The following is a 23247-nucleotide window of genomic DNA, read 5'->3' on the forward strand; positions in this document are numbered from 1 at the left end:
TTTGACGTATAAACACGCCTACAAATTACGCTGGGTCAGTCACTTTTCAAGTAAAAACCTTACTCAAAAGCCAGAAACACACTTTTTAGTATGAAGCCGTTATTGTGTGCGGAAGACAGGAAAATGGGTGTAGAGCTGGAATTCTATACCTTTTTTCAATTGATCAGATAAGGTGTAAAGGCAGCGCGACAGTCCGAAATACACAGCTCCGTCTATGCCAACTCTCGCAAGTCTACAGGCACTACGCGGGACACGCCCTGCTCGATCATGGTAATGCCATAGATCACGTCGGTGCTCGCCATCGTACGCTTGTTGTGCGTCACGATGATAAACTGTGACTCCTTGCTGAACTGACGGATGATTTGGTTGAACTTATCAATGTTGGCATCATCCAGCGGGGCATCTACCTCATCAAAAATACAGAACGGTGCCGGCTTGAGTAGGTAGATCGCAAACAGGAGGGAAGTAGCCGTCAGGGTCTTTTCACCACCTGAGAGCTGGTTGATCGTCAGCGGTCGTTTGCCTTTTGGCTTGGCCATGATCTCGATAGAGGAGTCTAGCGGGCTGTCTGGGTCGGTCAGTTTGAGCTCACAGTCGTCTTCCTCGGTAAAGAGCGTGCGGAAGACCTTCATGAAGTTCTCCCTGATTTTCTCAAAAGCTTCGAGGAAGGTAACACGCGCCACTTCATCAATCTCGCTGATGGTAGCCATGAGCGATTCTTTGGCTTTAAGGAGGTCTTCTTTCTGTGCTGCAATAAAGTCGTGGCGCTCTTTGATTTCCTCATAGGCTTCCATGGCCATCGGGTTGATGGGGCCCATGTTGTCGATGCGGTTTTTGAGCTTGTCTACGCGCTCGCGCAGCTCCTCTTGCGGCTTGTCCAGCATCTCCTCATCTTCGAAGGCCTCTATCTGGTTGAGGTCCAGGTTAAACTCCACCGAAAGCCGGTCTTTGATGGAGTTGAGCTGCATTTTGGTTTCATTGAGTTTGTTTTGCCACTCCATGAGTACCTGGCTGGCAGAGTCCTGCATGCGCTGGAGTTCACGGAGGGCCTTTTCGTCCTCGTCGATATTGCCACGCACTTCGTAGTAAGCTTTTTCTGCTTCGTTTACGCCAGCTTCGATAGACTCTTTTTCCTCGTACATTTCCACCAGGTCGTCATCGCTTTCTTCAGACTTTTTCACCAGGTCGTTGAGGTCCTGCGTGGCTTTTTGGAGCTCTTCGGTATTTTGCTCTATGCGGGCAGCGCTGCTTACATACGCCTCGTCTTTGTAGCTGATCTCTTGCTTGATGCTGTTGATCTTGTTTTGCTGGCGGTGGTAGAGCACGTTTTGCTCATTGTATGCCGATGACTTTTGGGTCAGTAGCTCGTTGAGCTCATTGAGTTCTTCGCGCTGATTGGTCACCTGTAGCTCCAGCTCGCTCAGTAGCGCGGTAGAGTTTTCGTATTCCGGCCGGAGTGCTTCCAGTTCGTCGGTGAGTTCCTGGATGCGGTCTTCTATGTCTTCACGCTTGGTTTCTGCATTGCTGAGCAGCTCGGTGTACTGCTGCTGCTTGGTTTGCAGCGACACATACTTTTCGTTTACCTGGCTGATTTCCTGCTGCAGCTCCTCTAGCAGTGACGACTGTGTAGACTGCTTTAGCTGCTCGATTTCTGCCTGCTGCTGGTTGAGGTTCGTTTTGGCCTTTTCCTGTTTTTTGGTAAGGTCCTTGATGGTTTCAGCCAATTTTTCCAGGTTTTTGGCACGGCCGATTCTTTTACCTTCAAAGAGTCCTACAGATCCACCCGATACGGCATACTGACGCTGCGTTACCTGCCCGCTTTTGGAGACAAATACTATGTCCTCAGAAGGTGCTGCAGGTAGCTCGTTTTCGTAGATATACACATTGTCTAGCAGGTGGGCGATGAGCTTTTTGTAGCGCTCGTCATACTCTACCACTTCGGTGGCAGGCTGGGCGTTGGCAAACATGTGTGGAGCACGCGCCGAGTAGCCTTCTAGTTTGTCCAGGATGAAAAAGTGTGCCCTACCACGGCTGGCATCGCTGAGCAGGTTTACGGCTTTGAGGGCGTCTGTATGGCTGTCTACCACGTAGTAGTTCATAAAGGGCTCTAGGAAATTTTCGATAGCGATGCGGTACTCCTCCGGACAGGCAATCACATCGGATAGGAGGGGAGCATCCTGCCATTGCTTACTCTTCTTCAAAAACTTGATGGCCTCCGGGAATCCTTCCAGACTGTCTACCAGCGACTTGGTGAGGTTGTATTCGTTTTGTTTGCTGTCTAGCTTTCGGTTGACCTGGGTAAGTTCTTCGCGGATCAGGTCAATGCGCTGTTGCGAAGCTTCTATTTTATCTTTGAGGGCGGTTTCCTGTGCTTTTAGTTTTTGATATTCTTCAGTTTTCAGTTCCTTTTCACGGGTGATTTCCTCCAGCTTTTGGTCAAAGTCTTTGAGGCTTTCGCTCTGCACACTGGTGTCCTCACGCGACTTGGTAAGCTCGCTCTGGAGGGTGCGAACCTGCACTTCTTTGATCTCTAGATCTTTGCCTATTTGGTAGACCTGCTCGCGCTTGGTGTTGTACTGCTGGTTGGTTTCGTTGAGGATCTCCTGCGCTTCGTGTGTCTTGTTCTTCTGTAGCTGATAGTCTTCCTGGAGCTCTTCTAGTTTTTGACTGATGTCAGAAAGCAGCTGCTGGGCATTGTCGCGCTCCTTATCGAGGCTTTGTAGGGAGAACTGTGCGCGCTCGTTGCTTTGCTTGTCCTGCGAGATTTGCTCTTGCAGTTTGTCTATTTTGTCCTGAAGGTAGCGCTGGCGCTCGTTTTTGATTTTCTTTTCGCTTTCGTAATTGCGAATTTTTGTCACGTGCTCATTGAGCGTTTTTTGGCGTGATGCCAAAAGCTTTTCACTGCTAATGAGCTCTGCTTTGGTTTTTTCTACTACGGCTTCCTTCTCTGCTAGCTGTGCTTTTAGGGCATTTTTACGATCGCTTTCCTGCTCTATTTGCTTTTCGATCTCCTTGAAAGCCTTGTTTTGATCATCGATGGATTTTTTGGCCAGTGCCACACTGTACTTCTTGTACTCCTCTTTGATCTCATAGTATTTCTTAGCCTGGCGCGCTTGCTTTTCCAGTGACTTTAGGTTTTTCTCTATCTCAAACAGCAGGTCTTCTACCCGGTCCAGGTCGGCATCCGTATCACTCAGCTTGCGCAGCGTTTCCTTCTTACGGATTTTAAACTTGCTGATTCCTGCGGCTTCTTCAAACAATGCCCGTCGGGAGTTGTCCTTGTCGTTGAGCAGGTCGTCCACCATTTTCAACTCTATGATGGCATAGGTATTGGAGGCGATCCCTGTGTCCAGAAAAAGGTCCTTGATGTCTTTGAGTCGGCAGGGGACACCATTGAGCAGGTATTCACTTTCGCCCGAGCGAAAATACCTACGCGTAATGGTTACCTGGCTATACTCTGTTGGGATGAGGTTTTTGGTGTTGTTAAAAGTCAGCGAAACTTCTGCCAGCTGTGTGGCCTTTCGAGCTTTGGTGCCATTGAAAATGACGTTTTCCATCTTGTCGGACCGGAGCACTCGCGTTTTTTGTTCGCCCAGTACCCAGCGGATAGAGTCTACCACGTTAGATTTGCCGCATCCGTTGGGGCCCACGATGCCCGTGATACCCTCATCGAAATTTATGGTAACTTTATCAGCAAAACTTTTAAAGCCTTTGATTTCTAAACGTGTTAACTGCATGTAAGCCCGAGTAATTTGGTCTCGAAAGAAGCTAACAAATTTAGAATTAAATTTATATTTTACTACTGGACATGGACGATATTCAATTTTGGTTATACCTCGTTTTTGGGGCGATCTACTTTATCACGCGTAGCCTCAAGAAAAAGAATCCTCCGCAGCCTAAATCCAGGCCGCAGCAGCAGACGGATGAATCTACGCAACGCCGCAACCGACCGGTGACTTTTGAAGAATTACTTCAGGAGTTTACCGAAGGGAAGAGCACGCCTAAAGAAGAAGAAAAGCCCGAACCTGTAGAAGCTACACAGGTGGTAAAAGAGCGCAAGTGGCAGGAGGAAAACCGGCCAAAAGAGTACGAAGAGGGTAAAACGCGTCGTTTTTCTGATGAGGAAAGCCGCAAGGTATATGAAGAGTCGATCAAACGTGCCGAAGGAACGGAGCTGGAGTTTAAACGCGACGAGCATTTCCAGTCTAAGCTAAAAAGCCGTGCCAAGCGGGAGTCGGAAAGTAACGAAGTGGCGGCTGATGTGCTGGCCATGCTGCAGGATCAGGACCAGGCCAAGCGAGCTGTGGTGCTGAGTGAAATTCTTAATCGGAAATATTAAAAAAATAAAGACGCCCGTTTTTGGTCTACCATAAACCGATAACGAGCGCCTTTGAGTATTTAGTCGATGTGCGAAGTGTAAACCCTGTCAGGGCAATTCTGTGATTCGCAGGTTTTTCCAGTATACTTTGATACCTCCACCGTCATGAATCTGCAATGCGATGCTGCCAGTGGCATTGCCTATTTTTTCATCTTGTAGGGTGATCATCTCTTTGCCATTGAGCCAGGTAGTGAGCTTGTCGTCCACCACACGGATTTTCATCGTGTTCCACTTCCCAAATTTCAAGGCCTTGTCTTTAGCCGGGTCGGGCTTGATGAGCCATCCGCGTCCGTAGGATTCGTAGATGCCACCTGTACTTTTGCCAGGAGGTGCTACTTCCGCTTGCCACCCGGTGATTTTAGTTCCCTCTATGCTAGACCTAAAGAATACACCACTGTTGCCGTTGGCTTCCTGCTTGAAGTCTACCGTCAGCTCAAAGTTTTTGTAGCTTTTGTCGGTGGCGAGGTAGCCGTACTGCTCATCAGGACCACTTTCTGCTACCAGCAGTCCATCCTCTACGTACCATTTTTCGGTGCCATAGATGGTCCAGCCAGTGAGATCTTTGCCATTGAAAAGGTCCTTTTGGCCAAAGGTCAGGGTGCTTGCCAGTAGCGCAGCGACAGCAAAAAGTGATTTTAGGTATTTCAAAGAAGTCATAGTTTTTTGATTTTGATGTTTTTAAACCAGATTTCACTGCCGTGATCCTGTAGGCCTATAAGGCCGCTTTTGGCTTTGCCATAGTCAGGATACTGATCCCATTTGCCAGAGTTGCGTCTTGCGAGCCAGTCGTCAGACCAGGGGTCAAACTCCACTACTTTTTTGCCATTGAGCCAGTACTGCGCCAGGTCTTCGGTAAAGAGGATGCGGCTGGTGTTCCAGGTGCCTGCAGGTTTTACCACCTTCTGGGTAGTGTCGGCAGGATACATGGCATAGTCTGCGCCGAGCTTCTGCCAGTCCTCCAGCGGAGCAGGGAAGCCTATATCATCCAGCACCTGATATTCAGGTGCATTTTCGTAGGGAGCTTTGTATTGCTCGCCTTCCAGCACGTGGTAAAAAATGCCACTGTTGCCACCTTCACTGATTTTCCATTCCAGTGTGAGGTCGAAGTTGTCAAATGTTTCGACACCGTATACGATATCCCCTCCGATATCCCCACCTTGTCCTAGCGATTTGAGGGTGCCGTCTTCGATTACCCAGTTGGCAGGGAGTACGTCCATGTTGTAGCCTCGCCAGCCATCCGTGCTGCTGCCATCAAAAAGTATGATCCACTCCTCGGCTTTGCTGGTGGTAGCTGGCGGCTCTTCCGTAGCAGCTTTCTTTTCGCTGCCTCCGCACGCAGCCAATACAGCGGCGGTGAGTATGAGTATTGATTTAAAAATAGTTTTCATAGATGTGGTATGGTTAAGAATTGATGATTTTCATGGCTACCGGATCCCAGTCAATGAAGCGATTTTCGCGGTAGCTGTCGTTGCATAGGAGGGCAGGGGCGCATGCGCGAAAGCCAAAAACAGGGTCTTCCGCCACCTGACCACCTGTTCGGATGGCATGGAGAAAGTTGGCATGGTGATCGTAGTGAGCCCCTTTATATCCATCCTCTGCTTTGTAGACCGTTTCCCTGGGAGGAAGCATTTTCTTGCGTCCTTCATAGGCTACACCTTCTGCAGCTTTTGCTTTCGCAAAAGGATCATCGGAGGAGTTGTTGTTACGCTTGAGCACTACTTCGCGCCATTTTACATCCATGCTGCCTTCGCTACCTACCAGTTTGAGGTAAGTAGACCCGCTGGTGCCATCTACGAAATTGCAGCGCAGCGACAGGTTAAAGGCGGGGTGCGCCTCAGCTTCGGGGTACTGAAACATGCCAAGCAGGACATCAGGTACTTCGCGCCCGTCTTTCCAGTAGCGCAGGCCTCCCATGGCACTGACACGGTTGGGGCCGTAGCTCTGCGTGATGAAGTGTAGGCTGCTAAAAAGGTGGACAAAAAGGTCTCCTGACATGCCCGTACCATAATCGGTATAGTTTCTCCAGCGGAAGAAACGCGTGGCATCAAAGGGTCTTTTGGTAGTGTTGCTCACAAAGCGGTTCCAGCTTACGGTCTTTTTTGAGGCGTCTTCCGGAATGTGGTATTGCCAGGCGCCTATAGGAGAATGCCTTGCCCAGAATCCTTCGGCGTAGTTGAGCGCGCCGATGGCGCCACTGGCGAGCAGTTCTTGTGCTTTTTCATTGCCCAGTGAGCTCATGCCCTGGCTGCCTACCATAAATACTACACCGGTTTTCTTCCAGGTATTGATCAGCTCGTGTCCTTCGGCCACACTATGCACCATGGGCTTTTCGCAGTATACATGCTTGCCGGCATTCATGGCGTCTATGGCTATTTGCTTGTGCCAGTGATCGGGGGTAGCTATGATCACAGCATCCACTTCTTTGCTGGCCAGCACTTTTTTATAATCGTCTGTGGTCATGATGTCATCACCCCAGCGCTCTTGAGCATCAGCTAGTCTGCCTGTATACAGGTCACAAACGGCTGTGAGTTTTACACCTTCGTGCTTGAGGGCCGTTTTGGCATTTTCCACGCCCATGCCTCCGGCACCTATCAGCGCAAGACGTATGGTGTCACCAGTGCTGCGAAACAAGTTTCGGCTTAGCTGAACCGATTGTATTTTCTCAGAAGAGAATGCAGGTATGGCTGCTAGTGAGGCGGTGGCGAGACCGGCTTTTTTGATAAACCCTCTCCGGGTTTTTTGGGTGTCTTTCATAGTAAGTGCGTTTATAAAAAAATCAATGAAATATGCTCCCAAGGTAGCTGTAGGGGCATAACGCGAGGGGTAACACCAGGGGTAACACCGAAAAAAAAGTAAAATTAATGGCCCACTTTGCCTACAAAATCTGCGTAGTGGTGGGAGAATGGTTCGGAGTAGTACGCCTGGTAGGTGCGGCAAAACTGATCGAAGGTGCTTTTGGCCAGGCCGTGGTTGCCCTCTTCGATATGGAGCGCCAGTTTGCGCTTAAGGGTAGGTTCGTTAAGTGGGTCTATTTTGAAAACCACATCGCAGCATTGGTGCAGCACAGCAGCATCTTCATAGAGGCTCATTGCATTGGTGAGGTAGCGGATGATATCATGGTGGATGCTGCTTTTGAAGGCATCGAGCCATTCAAACTGAAGGTTGGGGAGGAGTGGCCCTGAGTTTACTAGTGGAAGGAGTGTAGACAGGTCTTGCCTGGGGTTGTTTTTTGCCAGCAAGGCTGTGACCATAAAGAGGTCACAGCGGGTGTGAGCCCCTAGTGCGAGTCGCCAGCGCTTGTTGGTGTAGGTGATGTTGATGCCGGTATTTTGGCTGAGCAGCTCCCGGAGCTTGCTTACCTGAGTGCTGCGGCTGTTTTTGGCGCGCTCGCTGCTGTAGCCTTCCCACAGGAGGTCATTGAGCCGAGCAGTAGAGATCCCCTTTTTGTCTAGTGTATGAAAAAGGAGTACCAAAAAGAGCTCAAGACGTTGGGGGGACAGTGCGTGAGTCAGTTCTTTTCCGTCAAGGTTCGAAAGCCGAAACTGCCCAAAAACCTGTAGCTGCAGCTCATCATGCGGAGGTGGTGTATAGGTGACAGAGGGGCGCTTGTTTTTGCGCAGCAACCAAAACACTGGTACAACTACTAAAAGGACCAGGTACCACCAATTGAACGTGCGCTCTGGAAGTGGTGCGTGGTATAGTTCGTGTACCTCACGTGTGCTCAGTGCCCGGTTCCATATGCGGAGGTTGTCCATTTTACCCGAAAAGGATTCCTCCCAGAGATTGCTGCCAATCAAAAGGGACTGTGCAGTACTTTCCAGCTCACTTGCGCTTTGGCTGTCTACCAGCTTTCCGTTAAGGTAGAAATGCAACTCTTGCTTCTGGGTGTAGACGTATGCCAGGTGATGCCATTGTTTGAGTGGAATGCTGTCATGTATGGCAATGTGATCGAGGATGTCGGGTGTGGTGAAGCACATCCGGCCCTCTTGTATTTTTATCGAAAAATCTTCTCCTACGCCCACTATGCTGTGATTGCCCGACAAGCTGTCTGGTCGTATCCATACAGAGAGGCTGAGCTCGGTGAGGTTTTGAGGGATCACCTGACCAAAATCGATGTAGTGATTGGTAGAGGCAAATTGTACACAAGTGCCCCGCTGCGGATCATCTATGAAGGTGACATTGGCGTATACAGCCGGGTGGAGTTCGGCTTCATTATCAAATGTCAGGTGCAGGATTTGATTGTCTTCAAGACTCAATCTGGTAGCTATGAATCGTTTGGTAGTTTCCGAATTAATGGCATTGAAGCTCAGTACATCTGGTGAAAAGCGATAGCCACGCTTGTAGGGGCGCACGCGCTGCTGCCAGTGATGAACCTTCCCGGAAGTGGTAAGCCCTTCTATTTTGGCCCAGGAAACTTCTGGTAGGTTTTGGCCATTTTCAGTCACCCGTGCAGTGTATAACTCCAACTGCCCGAGGCTGTCCGTGAGTGGAAGCAGTTCCTCAGGGCTATCGCTCACGATGATGTTTGGTAGCTTTCCCGTACGTCGTAGCAGCGTGCTAATGTACTTTAGGCTGGTGCTATCATTGTTGTCATGTATAAGTGCCAGGTCATTGGCGGGGTTGGAATCACCCTGATGGTCAACGGCCCAAATGTGGTGGGTAATGGATAGGAAATCAGGTCCATAGCTGAAAACAAACAGCGAAGGTTGAGTAGAAAGGGTTGTGCCTTCAGTAGATGTCAGCAGAGTGTCGAGTCCATGTTTTCGAAGCAGCGAAAGAGTTTGAAGCGCACTGTCTTGCAGTACCAACACAAAGTGGTTTTGCGTAAGCCTCTGACGGATAGCGTCCATCACTTCTTCTTCAAGTTGGTCGGAAGTGCAAACCAATGCATTGTAAACTGCCGCCGTGTCGCGGAGGAGTGCCTGCGGGTGCGGAGCTGCAAGTATGATCAGCTCATCCAGGCTGCGCTGCTGGTTGGCTGAGTGAGCAGTGTGGCCTGCCAGTAGTAGACACAAGATGGTTAAAAAAATACCTTTCAACAGTGGGGCTGATTGATTAGGTTTCAATCTAATACGCTTTGTGATAAAGACGTAATGAAAAGTGAAAAATTGGGGCGTGTTGGCGTTAACAAGGTAAGGGTTTTCATCAGCTCGGAAATAAAAAAAGGTGTCAATTGCTTGACACCTTTTCTGTAAAATCCATGTGTGAGACCTATCGTTTGGCCAGGTCTACATAATCACGTTCGTTTTCGCCTACGTATACCTGTCTTGGTCTTCCGATAGGCTCTTTGTTTTCTCTCATTTCTTTCCACTGAGCAATCCAGCCCGGTAGACGTCCGAGGGCAAACATTACAGTAAACATCTCCGCAGGAATGCCAAGCGCTCTGTAAATGATGCCCGAGTAGAAGTCTACGTTAGGGTAGAGCTTTCTGTCTACGAAGTACTGATCTTCAAGAGCTTCTTGCTCCAGACCTTTGGCAATATCCAGTACCGGATCGTTTACGCCGAGTTTCTCCAGTACATCGTCTGCGGCTTTTTTGATGATTCGCGCTCTAGGGTCAAAGTTTTTGTAAACTCTGTGTCCGAAGCCCATCAGACGGAAAGGATCGTTTTTGTCTTTGGCTTTAGCCATCCACTTCTTGGTGTCGCCACCGTCTGCCTTGATGCCTTCTAGCATTTCGATCACAGCAGTGTTTGCTCCACCGTGTAGCGGTCCCCAAAGGGCATTGATACCAGCAGAGATAGAAGCGTAAAGGCTAGCTTGTGAGCTACCTACGATACGTACCGTAGATGCAGAGCAGTTTTGCTCATGATCAGCGTGTAGGATAAGTAATTTGTCCAGAGCTCTGGATACTACCGGGTCTACCTCGTATTCTTCTGTAGGTAGTCCAAACATCATTTTTAGGAAGTTGCCGCAGTAGTCCAGTTTGTTGTCAGGATATACTACAGGGTGTCCCATTTGGTTTTTGTACGACCAGGCTGCGAACGTTGGCATTTTGGCCAGTATACGAATGATGCTGAGGTTGACCTCTTCCCAGGAGCGATTTGGGTCAAGACTTTGTGGGTAGAAAGCTGTAAGCGACGTTACCAGTGAAGACAACACGCCCATTGGGTGAGCAGTAGACGGGAACCCATCCAATAGTTTCTTGATGTCTTCGTGAACTAGCGTATGGTTGGTTACCTGAGATTTGAAAGTTTCAAATTCAGATTTTTGTGGCAACTCACCATAGATAAGCAAATACGCTACTTCGAGAAATGTAGACTTGTCTGCAAGCTGCTCGATGGGATATCCACGGTAGCGGAGAATTCCTTTCTCACCGTCGAGGAACGTGATGGCACTTTTTGTAGACCCAGTGTTTTTGAATCCCGGGTCGATGGTGATCACACCAGACTGGCCACGCAGTGAGCTTATATCAATTGCTTTTTCCTGTTCGCTGCCTTCTACTACTGGCAACTCATAACTTTTACCGTCTACCTTAATCTCGGCTGTATTTGACATCTGTTAATCGTTTTTTAATGTGTGTTTACAAAAATGAATTTATTCCCGTCACAATAACTCTCCGCTCCTAAAAAGTGTTGGACGAAATCAGTTTCCTCCCAAAATTAAGGGAAGTCCGTCTTTTCCACTACCTATTACGATAACTTTCGTATTTGAGGATTCGGATAATCGGGTTGTAGCCTCAATTCCGCGCATTTTGAGCAGTTCATCCGTCAAACTGTTGTTGATAATTTTGTTGGCACGCGCTTCACCTTCCGCTGCGATACGTTTTCTTTCTGCTTCACTTTCCTCTTTATCTAGTCTAAACTGATAGGCGAGGGCTTCTTGTTCTTGCTTGAGTTTGTTTTCAATGGCAAGTCGTATTTGCTCTGGCAGCTTAATGGACCTGATCAATAAGGCGCGCATTTCGATGTTGTTGCCGGGAGCACCCAGGATGGCATCCGTTTCAGTTTTTATAGCGCCTTCCACCTCTGGCCTTTTAGTAGAGTAGATTTCTTCAGCCGTATAGCGACCCATTACCTGACGTACTGTGGAGCGTACTTCCGGAATCACCAGACGCCTAACATAGTCCATTCTGAAAGTTTCGTAAATCTCACCGATGCTGTCGTACATAGGGTGAAATCTCACGGTTATATCTACGTTGATGTTTAGACCGTTTTTATCCAAAACATCCATCGTTTCTTCGATCTGGTTTTCGGTCACATCATATATATACGCGTCACTCCATGGCACTTTTACGTGGTAGCCGGGGCCAATGATGTTGTTTTTATCCAGCGTACCCGTTAGCGTGTTGAAAATCACGGCGCGTTCACCTGATTTTACCTTATAAATGATATTGCTTGAGAGTGATATGAGCAGTATGAGTACCACTGCTAGAGTGATCACAAGGGGGAGGTATTTGCGGTTGTCCATTATTGAATTTTTTTTATGAAATGTGGGGCAAAGTTAAGAACCTTCGAATTATTCAATGCATTCCTAAAATTGCGTTGCTAATTTATTGATTTTTCAACAATTTTTAGCTTTTATTGTAAATAGCCCCATCTTTCTAGACAATCTATAACATTTATTGCAATGCAAGCGACTTTAGAATTATTGAAAAGTACCTTAGGAAAGCCTTACGAAGATTTGGAGTATTTGCTGGAAGCACTCAAGGAAATACTTCTTGAAAATGGAGAGACTGAAATGGCGGCTCAGATCCCATGGATCAATGAGATTGAGGACATGGCATCTAAAGAGCTTACTCAAAAGCACGTGCAGCTTTATTCTTTGGTGTTTCAGCTGGTAAACATGGTAGAAGTTAATGGAGCTGTCCAAAACCGACGTGCTAAAGAAAACGAAGACCTGGCAGCGGTAAACGGGCTTTGGGCCAATAACTTTAAAAAGCTCAAAGACCAGAATATTGATGAAAAGGACATAGCCGTACGTCTAAAGGATGTGCGTGTGGAGCCAGTACTCACTGCTCACCCTACAGAGGCTAAGCGTGCAACTGTACTGGAGCACCACCGTGAGCTCTACCTGCTTTTGGTACAACGTGAAAACTCCATGTACACCGAAAAGGAAAAGCAGGCCATTCGCCACGATATTAAGCAAAGCCTGTATCGTCTGTACATGACAGGTGAGATCTTTTTGGAGAAGCCAGACGTGCCTTCTGAGCTTCGAAATATCATGCACTACCTTATCAATGTATTCCCTGAAGTGGTGCCGGTGATGGATCGTCGGATGCTGCAGGCATGGGAAGATCAGGGATTCGATGTGGATACAATTCATGAGCTCGGAGCCTGGCCTAAGCTGAGTTTTGGTGACTGGGTAGGAGGTGACCGTGACGGACACCCGCTAGTGACAGAAAACGTGACAGAAGAGACGTTGAAGTCGTTGCGATTAAATGCAATCGTGGTTATTCGAAGAAAACTTACCGACCTGGTAAGACATTTGAGCTTTACGGCTGATATAGAGGAAGTAAATGGTGACCTGAAAAACCGAATCCTCGAGATGCAATCACAGCTGGGCGAGCGAGGCGAAGAAGCATTCTCAAGAAACAGAGGAGAAGCATTCAGACAGTTTGTCAACCTGATCATCACCAAGCTGCCCGTAGACACTAAGCGTGGGCACGCTACGGAAATAATGGAGTACCCAGGATGCTATGTAGAATCCAAAGAGCTGCTCAATGATCTGAAGTTGCTACAAAAATCGATGCTGGAGTATGGCGCAAAGACCATCGCTCGAGATGACGTGCATACGGCTATTCGAAGTGTGGAGACGTTTGGTTTTCACCTGGCCAGAGTAGATGTGCGTCAGAATAGCGATTTCCACGACAAGGCCGTTCAGCAGCTGCTGGAAGCTGCAGGGTTTGAAAAGACCAACTTTGCAGAATGGAGCGAAGAAGAAAGAGTCGAGTTTATCAACAAAGAGTTGAAGTCCAATCGACCATTTACGCATCAAAAGATCAAGCTCGGACCAAATGCTGAAGCGGTGGTCAATTGCCTGCGTGTGTTGGAAGCACACATTGCCAACTACGGTACTGGCGGACTCGGTTCACTGATCGTGAGTATGACCCGAAGTGTATCTGATCTTCTGGTAGTCTATCTATTGGCACGTGAGGCTGGACTTACTGTGCAAACCGATAGTGGAATTGTATGTGAGTTGCCGGTAGTTCCATTACTGGAAACGATCGAAGACCTGGAAAATGGTCCTGAGATTATGAAAGGCTTCCTTTCACATCCATTTACTCAGCGCAGCCTGAAATATCAGCAGGAGAAAGAAGAAACTGAAAAGCCGGTACAGCAAGTGATGGTCGGCTATAGTGATAGTAACAAAGACGGTGGAATCATGGCGAGCCAGTGGCACTTGTTCAAGGCTCAGTCGAAACTTTTTGAAACAGGAAAGCAGTTTGATGTGAAAATCAGATTCTTCCACGGAAAAGGTGGGTCGATTAGCCGTGGTGCCGGACCTACTCACTACTTCATCAACTCTCTTCCGCACTCCAGTATCGCTGGTGATCTGAGACTTACCGAACAGGGAGAAACAATTGCGCAGAAATATGCCAACAAAGTAAATGCCGAGTACAACATTGAGCTGCTCATGGCAAGTACAGCATCTGCATCAATCTTGAGCCAATTTACCGAGCGTAAGCCACATCCTTTGGCCCATGTGCTGGAAAAACTGGCGACAGACAGTAAGAAGTATTATGAAAACCTCATGCATGAGGATGGGTTTATTCCTTACTTTCGTGAGGCTACACCGATCGACGCTATAGAGACCAGTAAAATTGGTTCCAGACCTGCCAAACGTACAGGTGCTAACTCACTGGAGGATTTGAGAGCTATTCCATGGGTATTCTCGTGGAGCCAGTCGCGTTACAATATGACGAGCTGGTACGGTCTTGGGTCTGCACTCAACGACTTGCGTGAAAACGATAGAGCGTCTTATGATGAGTTCAAGAAAATGCTCAAATACGATCCGTTTATCAGATACGTGCTCACCAACGTGGATACCAGTTTGGCAGCTACGGATGAAGATATCATGAAGTCATATGCATCGCTGGTGACAGATGAGCAAATCAAAGAAAAATTCCTCGGTATGTTTTTGAGCGAGTTGAAGCTCACACGTGAAATGCTGATGGACTTGCTAGAAGAGGGCATCGAGTCGCGTCGTAAGAATCATTACTACTCTAATCAGCTGCGTGCATCACTCATGAATCACCTGCATACCCGCCAGGTGGCGTTGCTGAAGCAATGGAGAGAGCAAAAAGCGAATAACGATCCGGAAGCGGAGAAAACACAAACACAGCTGATGCTTACAATCAATGGTATTGCATCTGCTATGAGAAACACTGGTTGATTTAGAGTCAATCAATCTTCGGTTTACAAACAGGCTGTCTCAAAAGGACAGCCTGTTTTGTTTAGTTCTCTGTTAATACTTTTTCTGTAGCCGCCATGAGCTTTTTGTCCAGGGTCCACAGCGCCAGGTCATTGTCTAACGCGCCAGCCAGAATATAACAGTCGATGATGCCCACGTCCATGGCATAGAGCCGATGTTTGTTGGAGAGGTGACCGGCCTTGATAAATAGTGCCTCTTCATTTATTTTGGGCAGGTTGAGCCAGATTTCTTGGATGATTTTTTGCTCACGTTTGTTTTTGGCTCCTTGCAAGAGTTCTCCAAATACGGCACTGATGGCAAAAACGTCGTTACGCTTCAGGTAAGACTTCATGATGTCCACCAGATCCTGATCACTCTGCCGGAGAAAATCAATCCAAACAGAAGTATCTACCAGAATCATCGGTTCCGATTTTGATCACGTCCATATTTGGCTGCAGCATCGTTGAGGATTAAAGGATGTTGCTCGATTTCCTCCAACAGCGCATCCATTTTTTGTGCTCTTAAGTATTCTTTAAGAGCAATGGTGATGCTTTCGGTGATGTTTTTGCCTTTGGTGTAAGCTTTGACTTCTTCAATGAGCTTGTCGTCAATGATCGCTGTGACTTTCATAATCGTATGCTTTATCGTATCAAACATGAAAATACGATAAAGCATACGATAGTTCCAAATTTTAGGAAGAATTTATTTTGCTGCGAACGGACTTAGGTCAATTTTTTCCATTTCAGCCTGATACACCGGCCAGGCATTGGCCAGGTACTCATCAGCCAGCTCGTTGGCCTCTGCCATTACTTCACGGTATTTGGCTACCAGTTCCATTTCTGTAGCAGTTGGTTTGTGGGTGGCATTGCTCACATAAAACTGCGCATTGCCATAGTGATAGGTGAAGTGCGTGGTTTGATCTGCAGTAATGCCCTGCCGTTCGTCTTTCTTACCCAGGTAGCCGTCCAGGAGTGTATTTACGGTGTCCTTTTGAGCTTTGTTTTGCTCTATCAACTCCTTATACCCGTCTTCGTCTATGGCTTTCAGACGTTCGGTTACCTGATCTATTATCTTCAATTTTTCTTTGAGCTGTTCTACTCTTCCCAGCGCCAGTTCATAGTCCTCTTCCATTTCTTTGAGCAGTGCATACTTTGCTTCAAGAATGTCACGGGTCACAGGTAGTCGCGGATCTTGTTTTACTTCCAAAGTCGCTTCGGAAACTGCCTCACCGTAACTGAGTTTTAGGCGGTAAGTGCCCGTTAAAACTGTAGCCCCGGCTCGTTCTTTGTCTTTGTCGATCGCTTCTCTGGAAATACGCTGTGGTCCTTTACCTTTCAAGTCCCAGGCGATACGAGTGATGCCGTTTTTCTCCGGTAGGGATGGCTCCAGTGTACGGATCAACTCACCATTAGCATTAAAAATTTCCACTTTGAGGGTGTCGGCCTTTTGCTCTTTTTCAGGGTTCTCGTCATTTTCATCTTCAGGTTTAGTAATGCTAAAGCTGATCAATGCTCCACGTTGGCGGTTTTCACCATTAAAGATGGCATCTGCCCCAAAACGTGTGCCGCTTGGTTGCTGGTAGGCCGCCAAATAAGCCGCGGGCGGGCTAAACAAATGTGCTTTTTTCTCCAGAACGTCTGTCCCGTTTTTGGCTAATGCCCGCAGTGGCCGGATATCATCTAGTACATACGCCGCTCTTCCAAAGGTGCCAATGATCAGGTCATGCTCACGTGGGTGAATTACCATGTCCATGGTGTTGACGGTAGGGTAGCTATTGGTCCATTTGGTCCAGGTGCTGGCTTCATCTACAGACACATAGAGGCCATCGTCAGTACCGAGAAACATGAGTCGTGGTTCCTCCTGATCTTGTAAAATCGATAGGGTGTAGCTCTCGGCATCAGTTTCATCTACAATTCGCTCCCACGATTTTCCGTAATTGCGTGTGCGGTAGGCATACGGGGTGTAGTCAAAATTTCGGTAATTATTGGCTACCACGAGTGCTTCTCCCGCATTGCCGGTCAGCTGTATTTGCGGAATCCAGATGTTTTTGGGTAGCCCTTTGATGTTGTCAGAAATACGGCTCCAGGTTTTGCCTCCATCGCGAGTGAGCTGTATGAGTCCATCGTCAGTAGTTACCCAGATTTCGTTTTCATCTCTGGGGCTTGGGGCTATGGCCAAAATGGTACAGTAGTTTTCTGCACCCGTAGCATCCATGGTAAGGCCACCACTTTCGTCTTGTTTCTGTTTCTCCTTATCATCGGTGGTGAGATCAGGTGAGATGATTTCCCACGTCTGGCCTTTGTCGGTGCTTTTATGCACAAACTGGCTGCCAAAATATACCGTGCTGTTGTCGTGTGGCGATTGAGCGATTGCTGCGTTCCAGTTGTAGCGAAGCTTAGTGTCCAGGTCCGGTCCCAGAGGTTTTACGTACTCAAAGTAGCCAGTTTTGCGGTCGTATCTGCCTACCCATCCTTCTTGTGACATGCTAAAGCCATAGCGGCTGTCATCCAGGTCAGGCACCACATCAAAGCCATCACCGAAGGAGATCTCCTGCCAGTAACTGTTGCGAATACCTTGCGCTTTCCATACATAGGCCGGTCCTGCCCATGAGCCATTGTCTTGCATGCCACCGTAGACGTTGTAGGGATATTCATGGTCTACACTGATGTGATAAAATTGTGCTACCGGTAGGTTTTGTACAAAACGCCAGGTTTTGCCCCGGTCACGAGAAATATTGAGACCGCCATCGTTGCCTTCAATGATGTAGTTGGCATCATTGGGATGGATCCACCAAGCATGGTGGTCTGGATGTACTCCTCGAGTCGTGTTGTATGCGGGCATTAGCTCTTCAAATGATTTGCCGCCATCGTTGCTGACATTCACATAGGTAAACACCGTATACAGTCGGTTTTCATTGACGGGATCCACGAAAAGGTCACTATAGTAAAAAGGGCGGTTGCCGATTTCACTTTTGTCATTGATCATCTTCCATTTGAACCCTCCATCTTCGGATTTGTACAAGGCATTCTTTTTTGACTCAATCAGCGCATAGACAATATTAGGATCGCTTGGCGCAATGGCCAGGCCAATACGTCCGAGCTCGCCTTTGGGAAGTCCGTCTTCATCGGTACGTTTTACCCAGTTTTTGCCTCCATCATGAGTGACGTAGAGACCTGAGCCTTCGCCACCGGAAGTAAAGAACCACGGCTGGCGATAGTGCTCCCACATGGCCACCATGAGTTTGTTGGGATTGGAAGGGTCCATCACCAGGTCTGCAGCTCCGGTTTTGTCATTTACATAAAGTACTTTTTCCCAGGTCTGGCCTCCATCAGTGGTTTTGAAGACTCCACGTTCCGGGTGTATACCCCATGGAGAACCTATAGCCGCTACATATACGGTATTGGGATTGTGCGGATCAATGATGATTTTGTGGATGTGGCGGGTTTTGGATAACCCCATTTTTGTCCAGCTGCGCCCACCATCGAGGCTTTTGTAGATGCCATCACCACCGTTGAGTGAGTTTCGGGGATTACCTTCGCCTGTGCCTACCCAGATTACGGATGGGTTTGACTGCTGGATGGCTACCGCACCAATAGAAGCAGTGGTTTGCTCATCGAAGATGGGCTCCCAGGAGGTGCCTCCACTGGTGGATTTCCACAACCCTCCGGAGGCAGTGCCCACGTAGATAATTTCCGGTTGGTTGGTGACCACATCTATGGAAGTGACTCGTCCGGCCATGCCTGCCGGCCCAATGCTGCGGGGCTCCATGCCCGAAAGTAGGTCCATCTCCAATTTTTGGCTGAAAGCCAGAAACGGAAGGATCGTAAGGGTAAGTAGTAGATTTTTGATCATGGGTAGTATGTAGATTTTGAGCACTAAACCTAACCAAAATTGTATAGCTGCATGGTGGTGATTTTTATGACTGGAAAAATAGCGGTATGAAATCGGGGGATTGGCTGGAGAACGCACAAAAAAGCCAGCCGAATGAACGTTCAGCTGGCTCATTTAAGGATTTATATTCTAACTGCTTCGTTATAGGCTTGCCAGGGCTTTGTCAATAGGGTCGTCACCGCTAAGTAGCTCCAGCGATCTTCTGATGGTCTGTGGAGCACTGAGGCATTTTTCAATTACCGTGGCTACGTCGGCCCGAGGGATTGTTCCTTTTTCACGGTTTAGGTCATCACCAATCGCAATGTTGTTGGTGCCGGGATCGTCAGTAAGCCTGCCTGGTTTCAGAATGGTGAAATCCAGCTGAGTTTGTAGCAGGTGTTTGTCGGCATCTGCCTTGGCTTCATAGTAATGCTTCATACTATCGGGCCACTGGTCTGGGGAGGCATCAGCTCCATAGGCACTGACCATAATGAAGCGCATCACATGCTTTTTTACAGCAGTGTCGATGGCTTTTTTAGCACCTATGCGGTCTACAAGATGAGTCTTATCCTGTCCGGTGTGTGCTCCTGACCCTGCTGTGAAAACTACCGCTTCCACTCCATCAAAAGCATGTTCGAAATCCTTTTCCAGATCGCCATATACGGCATCTATCCCGGCAGCTTTCGCTTCAGCTACCTGCACCTCGTCTCGGTACATAGCGCGGGGAGGGTGACTGGTGTTTTTGAGCTTCTTGGTGAGCCTTTGGCCGATTTTGCCATTCGCTCCGATGATCAAAATTTTCATAGTGTTGATATTGTCATTTATGCTGCGTTTTAGGGTTTCGCAGCAGTGATACATCGTTTTAGTATATAAGTGTTTTGGGAGGGTAATCGTTTGAATAAATTCAGATTAGCGGCCTGTATTGGACACGGTGCCGACATTTTGCTTTCTACGTGCGGATGAAAGGGCAAGTGAAAAGGCTTTGCGCTGTATCTTCATTGGAAAGATGAAGTGGACATGAGAAAATACCTGTGGATTCTAATTTTTGGTGTGATGCTCACTCAGTGCATTGGCACAGACTATTTGGATGACCCGAAAGACCCGGCTATCCTGACCAATGTAGACAGTTTGAGTTTACTGGTAGGGGAAACTTTTCAGCTGGAAGCTACCTACTATTACAACATGTGGAAAGCGGAGGAGGCAGATCTGTTTTGGCAATCCAACGCTCCCCAGGTAGCAGAGGTGACCGACGATGGGTTGGTGAGCGCCCGGGCAAAAGGGCAGACGAATATTCAAATTTGGAATCCGGGAGAAGATACGGTTTTCGTAAACGTGAGTGTGGTGGAAAACGATGCCTCCGTGGCTCAGGTGCGCGTGGTGGGAAGCAAAAGTACCTTGGCCGTAGGAGAGGAGCTTCAGCTTACGGCGCAGGCGTTTGATGTGAATGACCGAGAGGTGGCGTACAGTGAGGTGCTGTGGGCCAGTACAAACCCCGGCAGTGTGACGGTAAGTAGCAGTGGGTTGGTGAGAGGTGAGGCGGATGGTACGGCTGAGATTACGGCTACTATAGATGAAGTGGTCAGTGCACCCTATAAGGTAATGGTAGGCGTAGAAGGCCGGGTAGGTACTTTTCAGGATGCCAACGGATACAAAGCTAAAGGTACCGCTACATTAATTCGGGATGCTTCCGATGACCTCATTATAGAGCTGAGCGATGATTTCGAGACGAGCTTTGCTTTGGGCACCTTTTTATACCTGGCCAACAACACCTCAGGCACGGCTGTAGCAGCACAGGGGCTTGAAATTGCGGAGATTACGACAAACGGAGCTCAATCCTATAATGTCACCGCAAAAGATGCAGCAGTGGGACTGGACACTTATAAGTATGTAGTGCTGCTCTGCAAGCCCGCAAGTATTACGTTTGGATTTGCTGAATTGAAATAAAATGAAAACAAGACTCATCATTTTTTCACTGGCACTAAGTATTGGATTTCTGGCACAGGCCGGAGGTGGCTGGGTATATGGTAAAAACAAAGGCTTCTTTAAGCTTGCCCAAAATGTGATCCGGTCTCCGCATTTCTATGATGGCGATGGTAATGTTATTGATATTCCCACCGTGAGCTTGTATACTTCCAGCCTCTACGCAGAGTACGGGATTACTGATCGACTCAACGGAGTGTTATATATGCCCTTTTTCGTGAGGTCTACCCTAAATCGGGTGGAGTTTCGCCAAAGTGGGAGCACGATTAAGGGAGATGCTATCAGCTCATTTGGTGACACCAACATAGGATTGAAATACGGTATTGTGAGAAACAAACCCGTAGTGTTGGCCGCAAGCTTGATTTTGGGAATCCCACTCGGTTCGTCGGAAGTTTCAAGTGAGCGAATTTTACAAACTGGTGATGGTGAGTTTAATCAAATGCTCATGCTGGAGGCGAGTCATTCCATTTCCGGAACACCACTCTATGCCTCTGTTGGGTTGGGATATAACAATCGAACGAATGGTTTTTCAGATGAAGTTCGAATTGGTTTAGAGCTAGGAGGTGGCTATGATCGAATTGCGGCGAATGTAAAGCTAGGCATCGTGGAATCGCTATACAATGGACAGCCCAATGATGGCTCAAACAGTGCCAATGGGGTTTTTAGCAACAATACCGAATACGTGTCGATCACTCCAGAATTGATTTATGGTTTCACCGACCAGTTTGGAGTAGCGGCATCTGCAGGATTTGCGGCTAGTGGGAGACGCATTCTCGCATCTCCCAACTTTAGCCTGGGTGTTTTTCTGGAACTTTAGAAGTCGATGCTCAGCCCAAAATACGGCGACACATACTTTGTGGGCTTGTAGCTGCCATCAGCAGTAGGGGTAAAGGCCCAGTAGTAGTCGAGCCCTGCTGCCAAAAACTTGTTGAGATGATAAATCACTCGGAGTTTGGCCAGCGATCGCTCATCAAAGGTGAACGCTTCATCCAATGTGCTTAGGTTGCCTTTGATGTAGCTGCCATGAAATGAAAACTTATCTGCCAGACGGTCCAGGTCGGCATTTACCCTGACAGTAGCAGGGTTTTCGTCAGAGATTTCATCGGGTAACATCAGGGCACCACCCAGGCGTACTTTGTGCAAAATATGCCCGGTAAGGCTTCCGTAAAATCCGCTCATTTTTTGGGCTTCACCCAGCGAATAGATGCGTGCGTCTTTGTTGATCTCGTAGGTAGCATCGAAAAACTGACCTACGTAGTGCTCAGAGTTGTTGAGTCGCTCTAGTCTAATGTCTGTACTTAGGATGTCAGCAATGAAATGGAAGCGGAAATTAACCCCCACACTGGTGCCATGACCATTCTGAAAACTATCAGCCATGGCCTCAGGTTCGCCATTTTGGGTGTAGTCTGCTGCCAGTGAGTCCGTGAGAGCTGTGGAGCTTACGTTGAGCCTGGAATAGTTGGCAAAGAAATCTATCTGGATGAACGGCACACGTAGCAGGGTCATGCCCAGGTCCAGTCCAAATGCACCTATGCCATCGCGGGTAAAGAGGTAGCTGGAGGACGTGCTGTCACTCGATATTAACTGAGTTTGATCCTTGTCTCTGACGATGGTAGTCCCCATTTCGAGCGTTCGAATGATGGGTAGAGGCGTCCAAGCCAGCGGCCTTACGTAAGGGCGAATGGCAAACAGGTTGAAAGACTCAGGATTAAAGTCACTATACAATCCGTCAACTCCTGCCAGTCCTTTGATGTTAAAGTCATAGTGCAAACCAAGTTTACGTTTTTCAAAACTCGTGGTATTGGTGTAATTGTTGATCAGGCCGCCAAACCCAATCATGGTGTTGTTGAGCTGTCCAACTTTTACATACACAGGATCAGCCTTCTGTACTCCATAGCGTATGTAGGTAATCAAGCGAGCTGCGCCTACACCGTCTTTGAAGATTTCGGTTCGTATCGACTGGTCATCTAACCCATACAGTACCGGGACATTCAGTCCAACGCCTACCTTACCGATTGAAAACTCAGGGCTGAGCACCATGCCCACAAAATACTGATCATCAATCTGCGTGAAGGTAAATCCTCCATTGAATGACCCACCTCCTGATGATGAAGCCATCCCAGACCTGAAGTCCTGCACAGGAGGGCCGGAGAGGTCACGCTTTTCTTTCTTCGGTTTTTTTGCTTTTTCCTCGGGCTCAGGCATTTCCTCTATTTCTGGCTGTTGCGGCTCAGGCTTATCCAAAGTATCTGGAGCTGTTGGTGTCGGTTGCGGCTGTTGTGGCTCGGGATCTGGTATGGTATCAGCTGGAGCCTGCATGCTGTCCAGAGGAATGGTTTGTTCTGGAATAGAGTCCAATCGTGCTGGCTCCGCGGATGCCGCCTGACGTGTGGTGTCTGGCAGCAAACCTTGCTTACGCATTTTTTCCAGCTCTTTTTGCCGCTTTTTCTCTTCTTTAGCTTTGCGTTTGGCTTCTTTAGCCTTGGCTTTTGGGTCTTCCCAAAGGTAGGAGTAGTCGGCATAAGGGTCTTCTGCTGTATCCTGGGCGGCTACATCTAGCATGCCTACACTCATCAACAAAAACACTCCTGTTAGTCTTAAAAATCTGGTCATCGCAGGTAAATTCAATTTTATGCAATAATAGTACAATTTGCGCTATTGACATT

At 48.0% G+C, this 23247-nt stretch carries 16 protein-coding genes; 4 read left to right on the forward strand and 12 right to left on the reverse strand.

The window, feature by feature from the left end:
• Positions 1–212: 212 nt before the first annotated feature.
• Positions 213–3737, reverse strand: a complete 3525-nt coding sequence (gene smc / locus C7460_RS15175) for a chromosome segregation protein SMC (protein ID WP_115868975.1) — start codon at positions 3735–3737, stop codon at positions 213–215.
• Positions 3738–3808: 71 nt separating this feature from the next.
• On the opposite strand from smc, the gene C7460_RS15180 reads away from it, so the two are divergent.
• A complete protein-coding gene (locus C7460_RS15180; RefSeq protein WP_115868976.1) occupies positions 3809–4339 on the forward strand; it encodes a hypothetical protein in 531 nt (176 codons plus the stop codon).
• Between the two features lie 87 nt (positions 4340–4426).
• Here C7460_RS15180 and C7460_RS15185 read toward each other — a convergent pair whose 3' ends face one another.
• The 6 genes from C7460_RS15185 to C7460_RS15210 form a co-directional block, all read right to left on the reverse strand.
• A complete protein-coding gene (locus C7460_RS15185) occupies positions 4427–5035 on the reverse strand; it encodes a 3-keto-disaccharide hydrolase (protein WP_115868977.1) in 609 nt (202 codons plus the stop codon).
• A complete protein-coding gene (locus C7460_RS15190; RefSeq protein ID WP_115868978.1) occupies positions 5032–5766 on the reverse strand; it encodes a 3-keto-disaccharide hydrolase in 735 nt (244 codons plus the stop codon). Before C7460_RS15190 ends, C7460_RS15185 begins: the two co-directional genes overlap by 4 nt.
• Before the next feature lie 13 nt (positions 5767–5779).
• Positions 5780–7132, reverse strand: a complete 1353-nt coding sequence (locus C7460_RS15195; protein ID WP_115868979.1) for a Gfo/Idh/MocA family protein — start codon at positions 7130–7132, stop codon at positions 5780–5782.
• A 104-nt stretch (positions 7133–7236) separates the two neighbouring features.
• Positions 7237–9417: a LamG-like jellyroll fold domain-containing protein gene (locus C7460_RS15200; RefSeq protein ID WP_221409542.1), complete on the reverse strand. Its 2181-nt coding sequence runs from the start codon at positions 9415–9417 to the stop codon at positions 7237–7239.
• A gap of 172 nt (positions 9418–9589) precedes the next feature.
• Positions 9590–10876, reverse strand: coding sequence for a citrate synthase (locus tag C7460_RS15205; protein ID WP_115868981.1), 1287 nt, complete (start codon positions 10874–10876; stop codon positions 9590–9592).
• Between the two features lie 87 nt (positions 10877–10963).
• A complete protein-coding gene (locus C7460_RS15210) occupies positions 10964–11788 on the reverse strand; it encodes a prohibitin family protein (RefSeq protein ID WP_115868982.1) in 825 nt (274 codons plus the stop codon).
• A 159-nt stretch (positions 11789–11947) separates the two neighbouring features.
• Here C7460_RS15210 and C7460_RS15215 point away from each other — a divergent pair, with 159 nt between their 5' ends.
• Positions 11948–14713 carry a phosphoenolpyruvate carboxylase gene (locus tag C7460_RS15215; protein WP_115868983.1) on the forward strand — a complete coding sequence of 922 codons (2766 nt, stop codon included), beginning with the start codon at positions 11948–11950 and terminating at the stop codon, positions 14711–14713.
• A gap of 61 nt (positions 14714–14774) precedes the next feature.
• Here C7460_RS15215 and C7460_RS15220 read toward each other — a convergent pair whose 3' ends face one another.
• From C7460_RS15220 to C7460_RS15235, 4 genes are all read right to left on the reverse strand, one after another.
• A complete protein-coding gene (locus tag C7460_RS15220) occupies positions 14775–15152 on the reverse strand; it encodes a PIN domain-containing protein (protein ID WP_115868984.1) in 378 nt (125 codons plus the stop codon).
• Positions 15149–15361, reverse strand: a complete 213-nt coding sequence (locus C7460_RS15225; RefSeq protein WP_115868985.1) for a type II toxin-antitoxin system VapB family antitoxin — start codon at positions 15359–15361, stop codon at positions 15149–15151. Before C7460_RS15225 ends, C7460_RS15220 begins: the two co-directional genes overlap by 4 nt.
• Before the next feature lie 72 nt (positions 15362–15433).
• Positions 15434–18583, reverse strand: a complete 3150-nt coding sequence (locus tag C7460_RS15230) for a VPS10 domain-containing protein (RefSeq protein ID WP_245986387.1) — start codon at positions 18581–18583, stop codon at positions 15434–15436.
• A 180-nt stretch (positions 18584–18763) separates the two neighbouring features.
• Positions 18764–19405: an SDR family oxidoreductase gene (locus C7460_RS15235; RefSeq protein ID WP_170148033.1), complete on the reverse strand. Its 642-nt coding sequence runs from the start codon at positions 19403–19405 to the stop codon at positions 18764–18766.
• 213 nt (positions 19406–19618) lie between these two features.
• On the opposite strand from C7460_RS15235, the gene C7460_RS15240 reads away from it, so the two are divergent.
• Positions 19619–20545, forward strand: coding sequence for an Ig-like domain-containing protein (locus C7460_RS15240; protein WP_115868987.1), 927 nt, complete (start codon positions 19619–19621; stop codon positions 20543–20545).
• A 1-nt stretch (position 20546) separates the two neighbouring features.
• Complete coding sequence (locus tag C7460_RS15245) at positions 20547–21398, forward strand: transporter (RefSeq protein WP_115868988.1); 852 nt, start codon at positions 20547–20549, stop codon at positions 21396–21398.
• Here the strand turns inward: C7460_RS15245 and C7460_RS15250 are convergent.
• Positions 21395–23194 carry a hypothetical protein gene (locus C7460_RS15250; protein ID WP_147302974.1) on the reverse strand — a complete coding sequence of 600 codons (1800 nt, stop codon included), beginning with the start codon at positions 23192–23194 and terminating at the stop codon, positions 21395–21397. The genes C7460_RS15245 and C7460_RS15250 overlap by 4 nt on opposite strands.
• Positions 23195–23247: the final 53 nt, after the last annotated feature.

It is taken from the genome of Marinoscillum furvescens DSM 4134, from assembly GCF_003386095.1.
Taxonomy (GTDB): Bacteria; Bacteroidota; Bacteroidia; order Cytophagales; family Cyclobacteriaceae; genus Marinoscillum; species Marinoscillum furvescens.

What these genes read in the sequence shown, in the direction of transcription:
- smc (WP_115868975.1), bottom strand. Translation starts at nt 3,737, where the DNA reads ATGCAGTTAACACGTTTAGAAATCAAAGGCTTTAAAAGTTTTGCTGAT.
- C7460_RS15180 (WP_115868976.1), top strand. Translation starts at nt 3,809, where the DNA reads ATGGACGATATTCAATTTTGGTTATACCTCGTTTTTGGGGCGATCTAC.
- C7460_RS15185 (WP_115868977.1), bottom strand. Translation starts at nt 5,035, where the DNA reads ATGACTTCTTTGAAATACCTAAAATCACTTTTTGCTGTCGCTGCGCTA.
- C7460_RS15190 (WP_115868978.1), bottom strand. Translation starts at nt 5,766, where the DNA reads ATGAAAACTATTTTTAAATCAATACTCATACTCACCGCCGCTGTATTG.
- C7460_RS15195 (WP_115868979.1), bottom strand. Translation starts at nt 7,132, where the DNA reads ATGAAAGACACCCAAAAAACCCGGAGAGGGTTTATCAAAAAAGCCGGT.
- C7460_RS15205 (WP_115868981.1), bottom strand. Translation starts at nt 10,876, where the DNA reads ATGTCAAATACAGCCGAGATTAAGGTAGACGGTAAAAGTTATGAGTTG.
- C7460_RS15210 (WP_115868982.1), bottom strand. Translation starts at nt 11,788, where the DNA reads ATGGACAACCGCAAATACCTCCCCCTTGTGATCACTCTAGCAGTGGTA.
- C7460_RS15215 (WP_115868983.1), top strand. Translation starts at nt 11,948, where the DNA reads ATGCAAGCGACTTTAGAATTATTGAAAAGTACCTTAGGAAAGCCTTAC.
- C7460_RS15220 (WP_115868984.1), bottom strand. Translation starts at nt 15,152, where the DNA reads ATGATTCTGGTAGATACTTCTGTTTGGATTGATTTTCTCCGGCAGAGT.
- C7460_RS15225 (WP_115868985.1), bottom strand. Translation starts at nt 15,361, where the DNA reads ATGAAAGTCACAGCGATCATTGACGACAAGCTCATTGAAGAAGTCAAA.
- C7460_RS15230 (WP_245986387.1), bottom strand. Translation starts at nt 18,583, where the DNA reads ATGATCAAAAATCTACTACTTACCCTTACGATCCTTCCGTTTCTGGCT.
- C7460_RS15235 (WP_170148033.1), bottom strand. Translation starts at nt 19,405, where the DNA reads ATGAAAATTTTGATCATCGGAGCGAATGGCAAAATCGGCCAAAGGCTC.
- C7460_RS15240 (WP_115868987.1), top strand. Translation starts at nt 19,619, where the DNA reads ATGAGAAAATACCTGTGGATTCTAATTTTTGGTGTGATGCTCACTCAG.
- C7460_RS15245 (WP_115868988.1), top strand. Translation starts at nt 20,547, where the DNA reads ATGAAAACAAGACTCATCATTTTTTCACTGGCACTAAGTATTGGATTT.
- C7460_RS15250 (WP_147302974.1), bottom strand. Translation starts at nt 23,194, where the DNA reads ATGACCAGATTTTTAAGACTAACAGGAGTGTTTTTGTTGATGAGTGTA.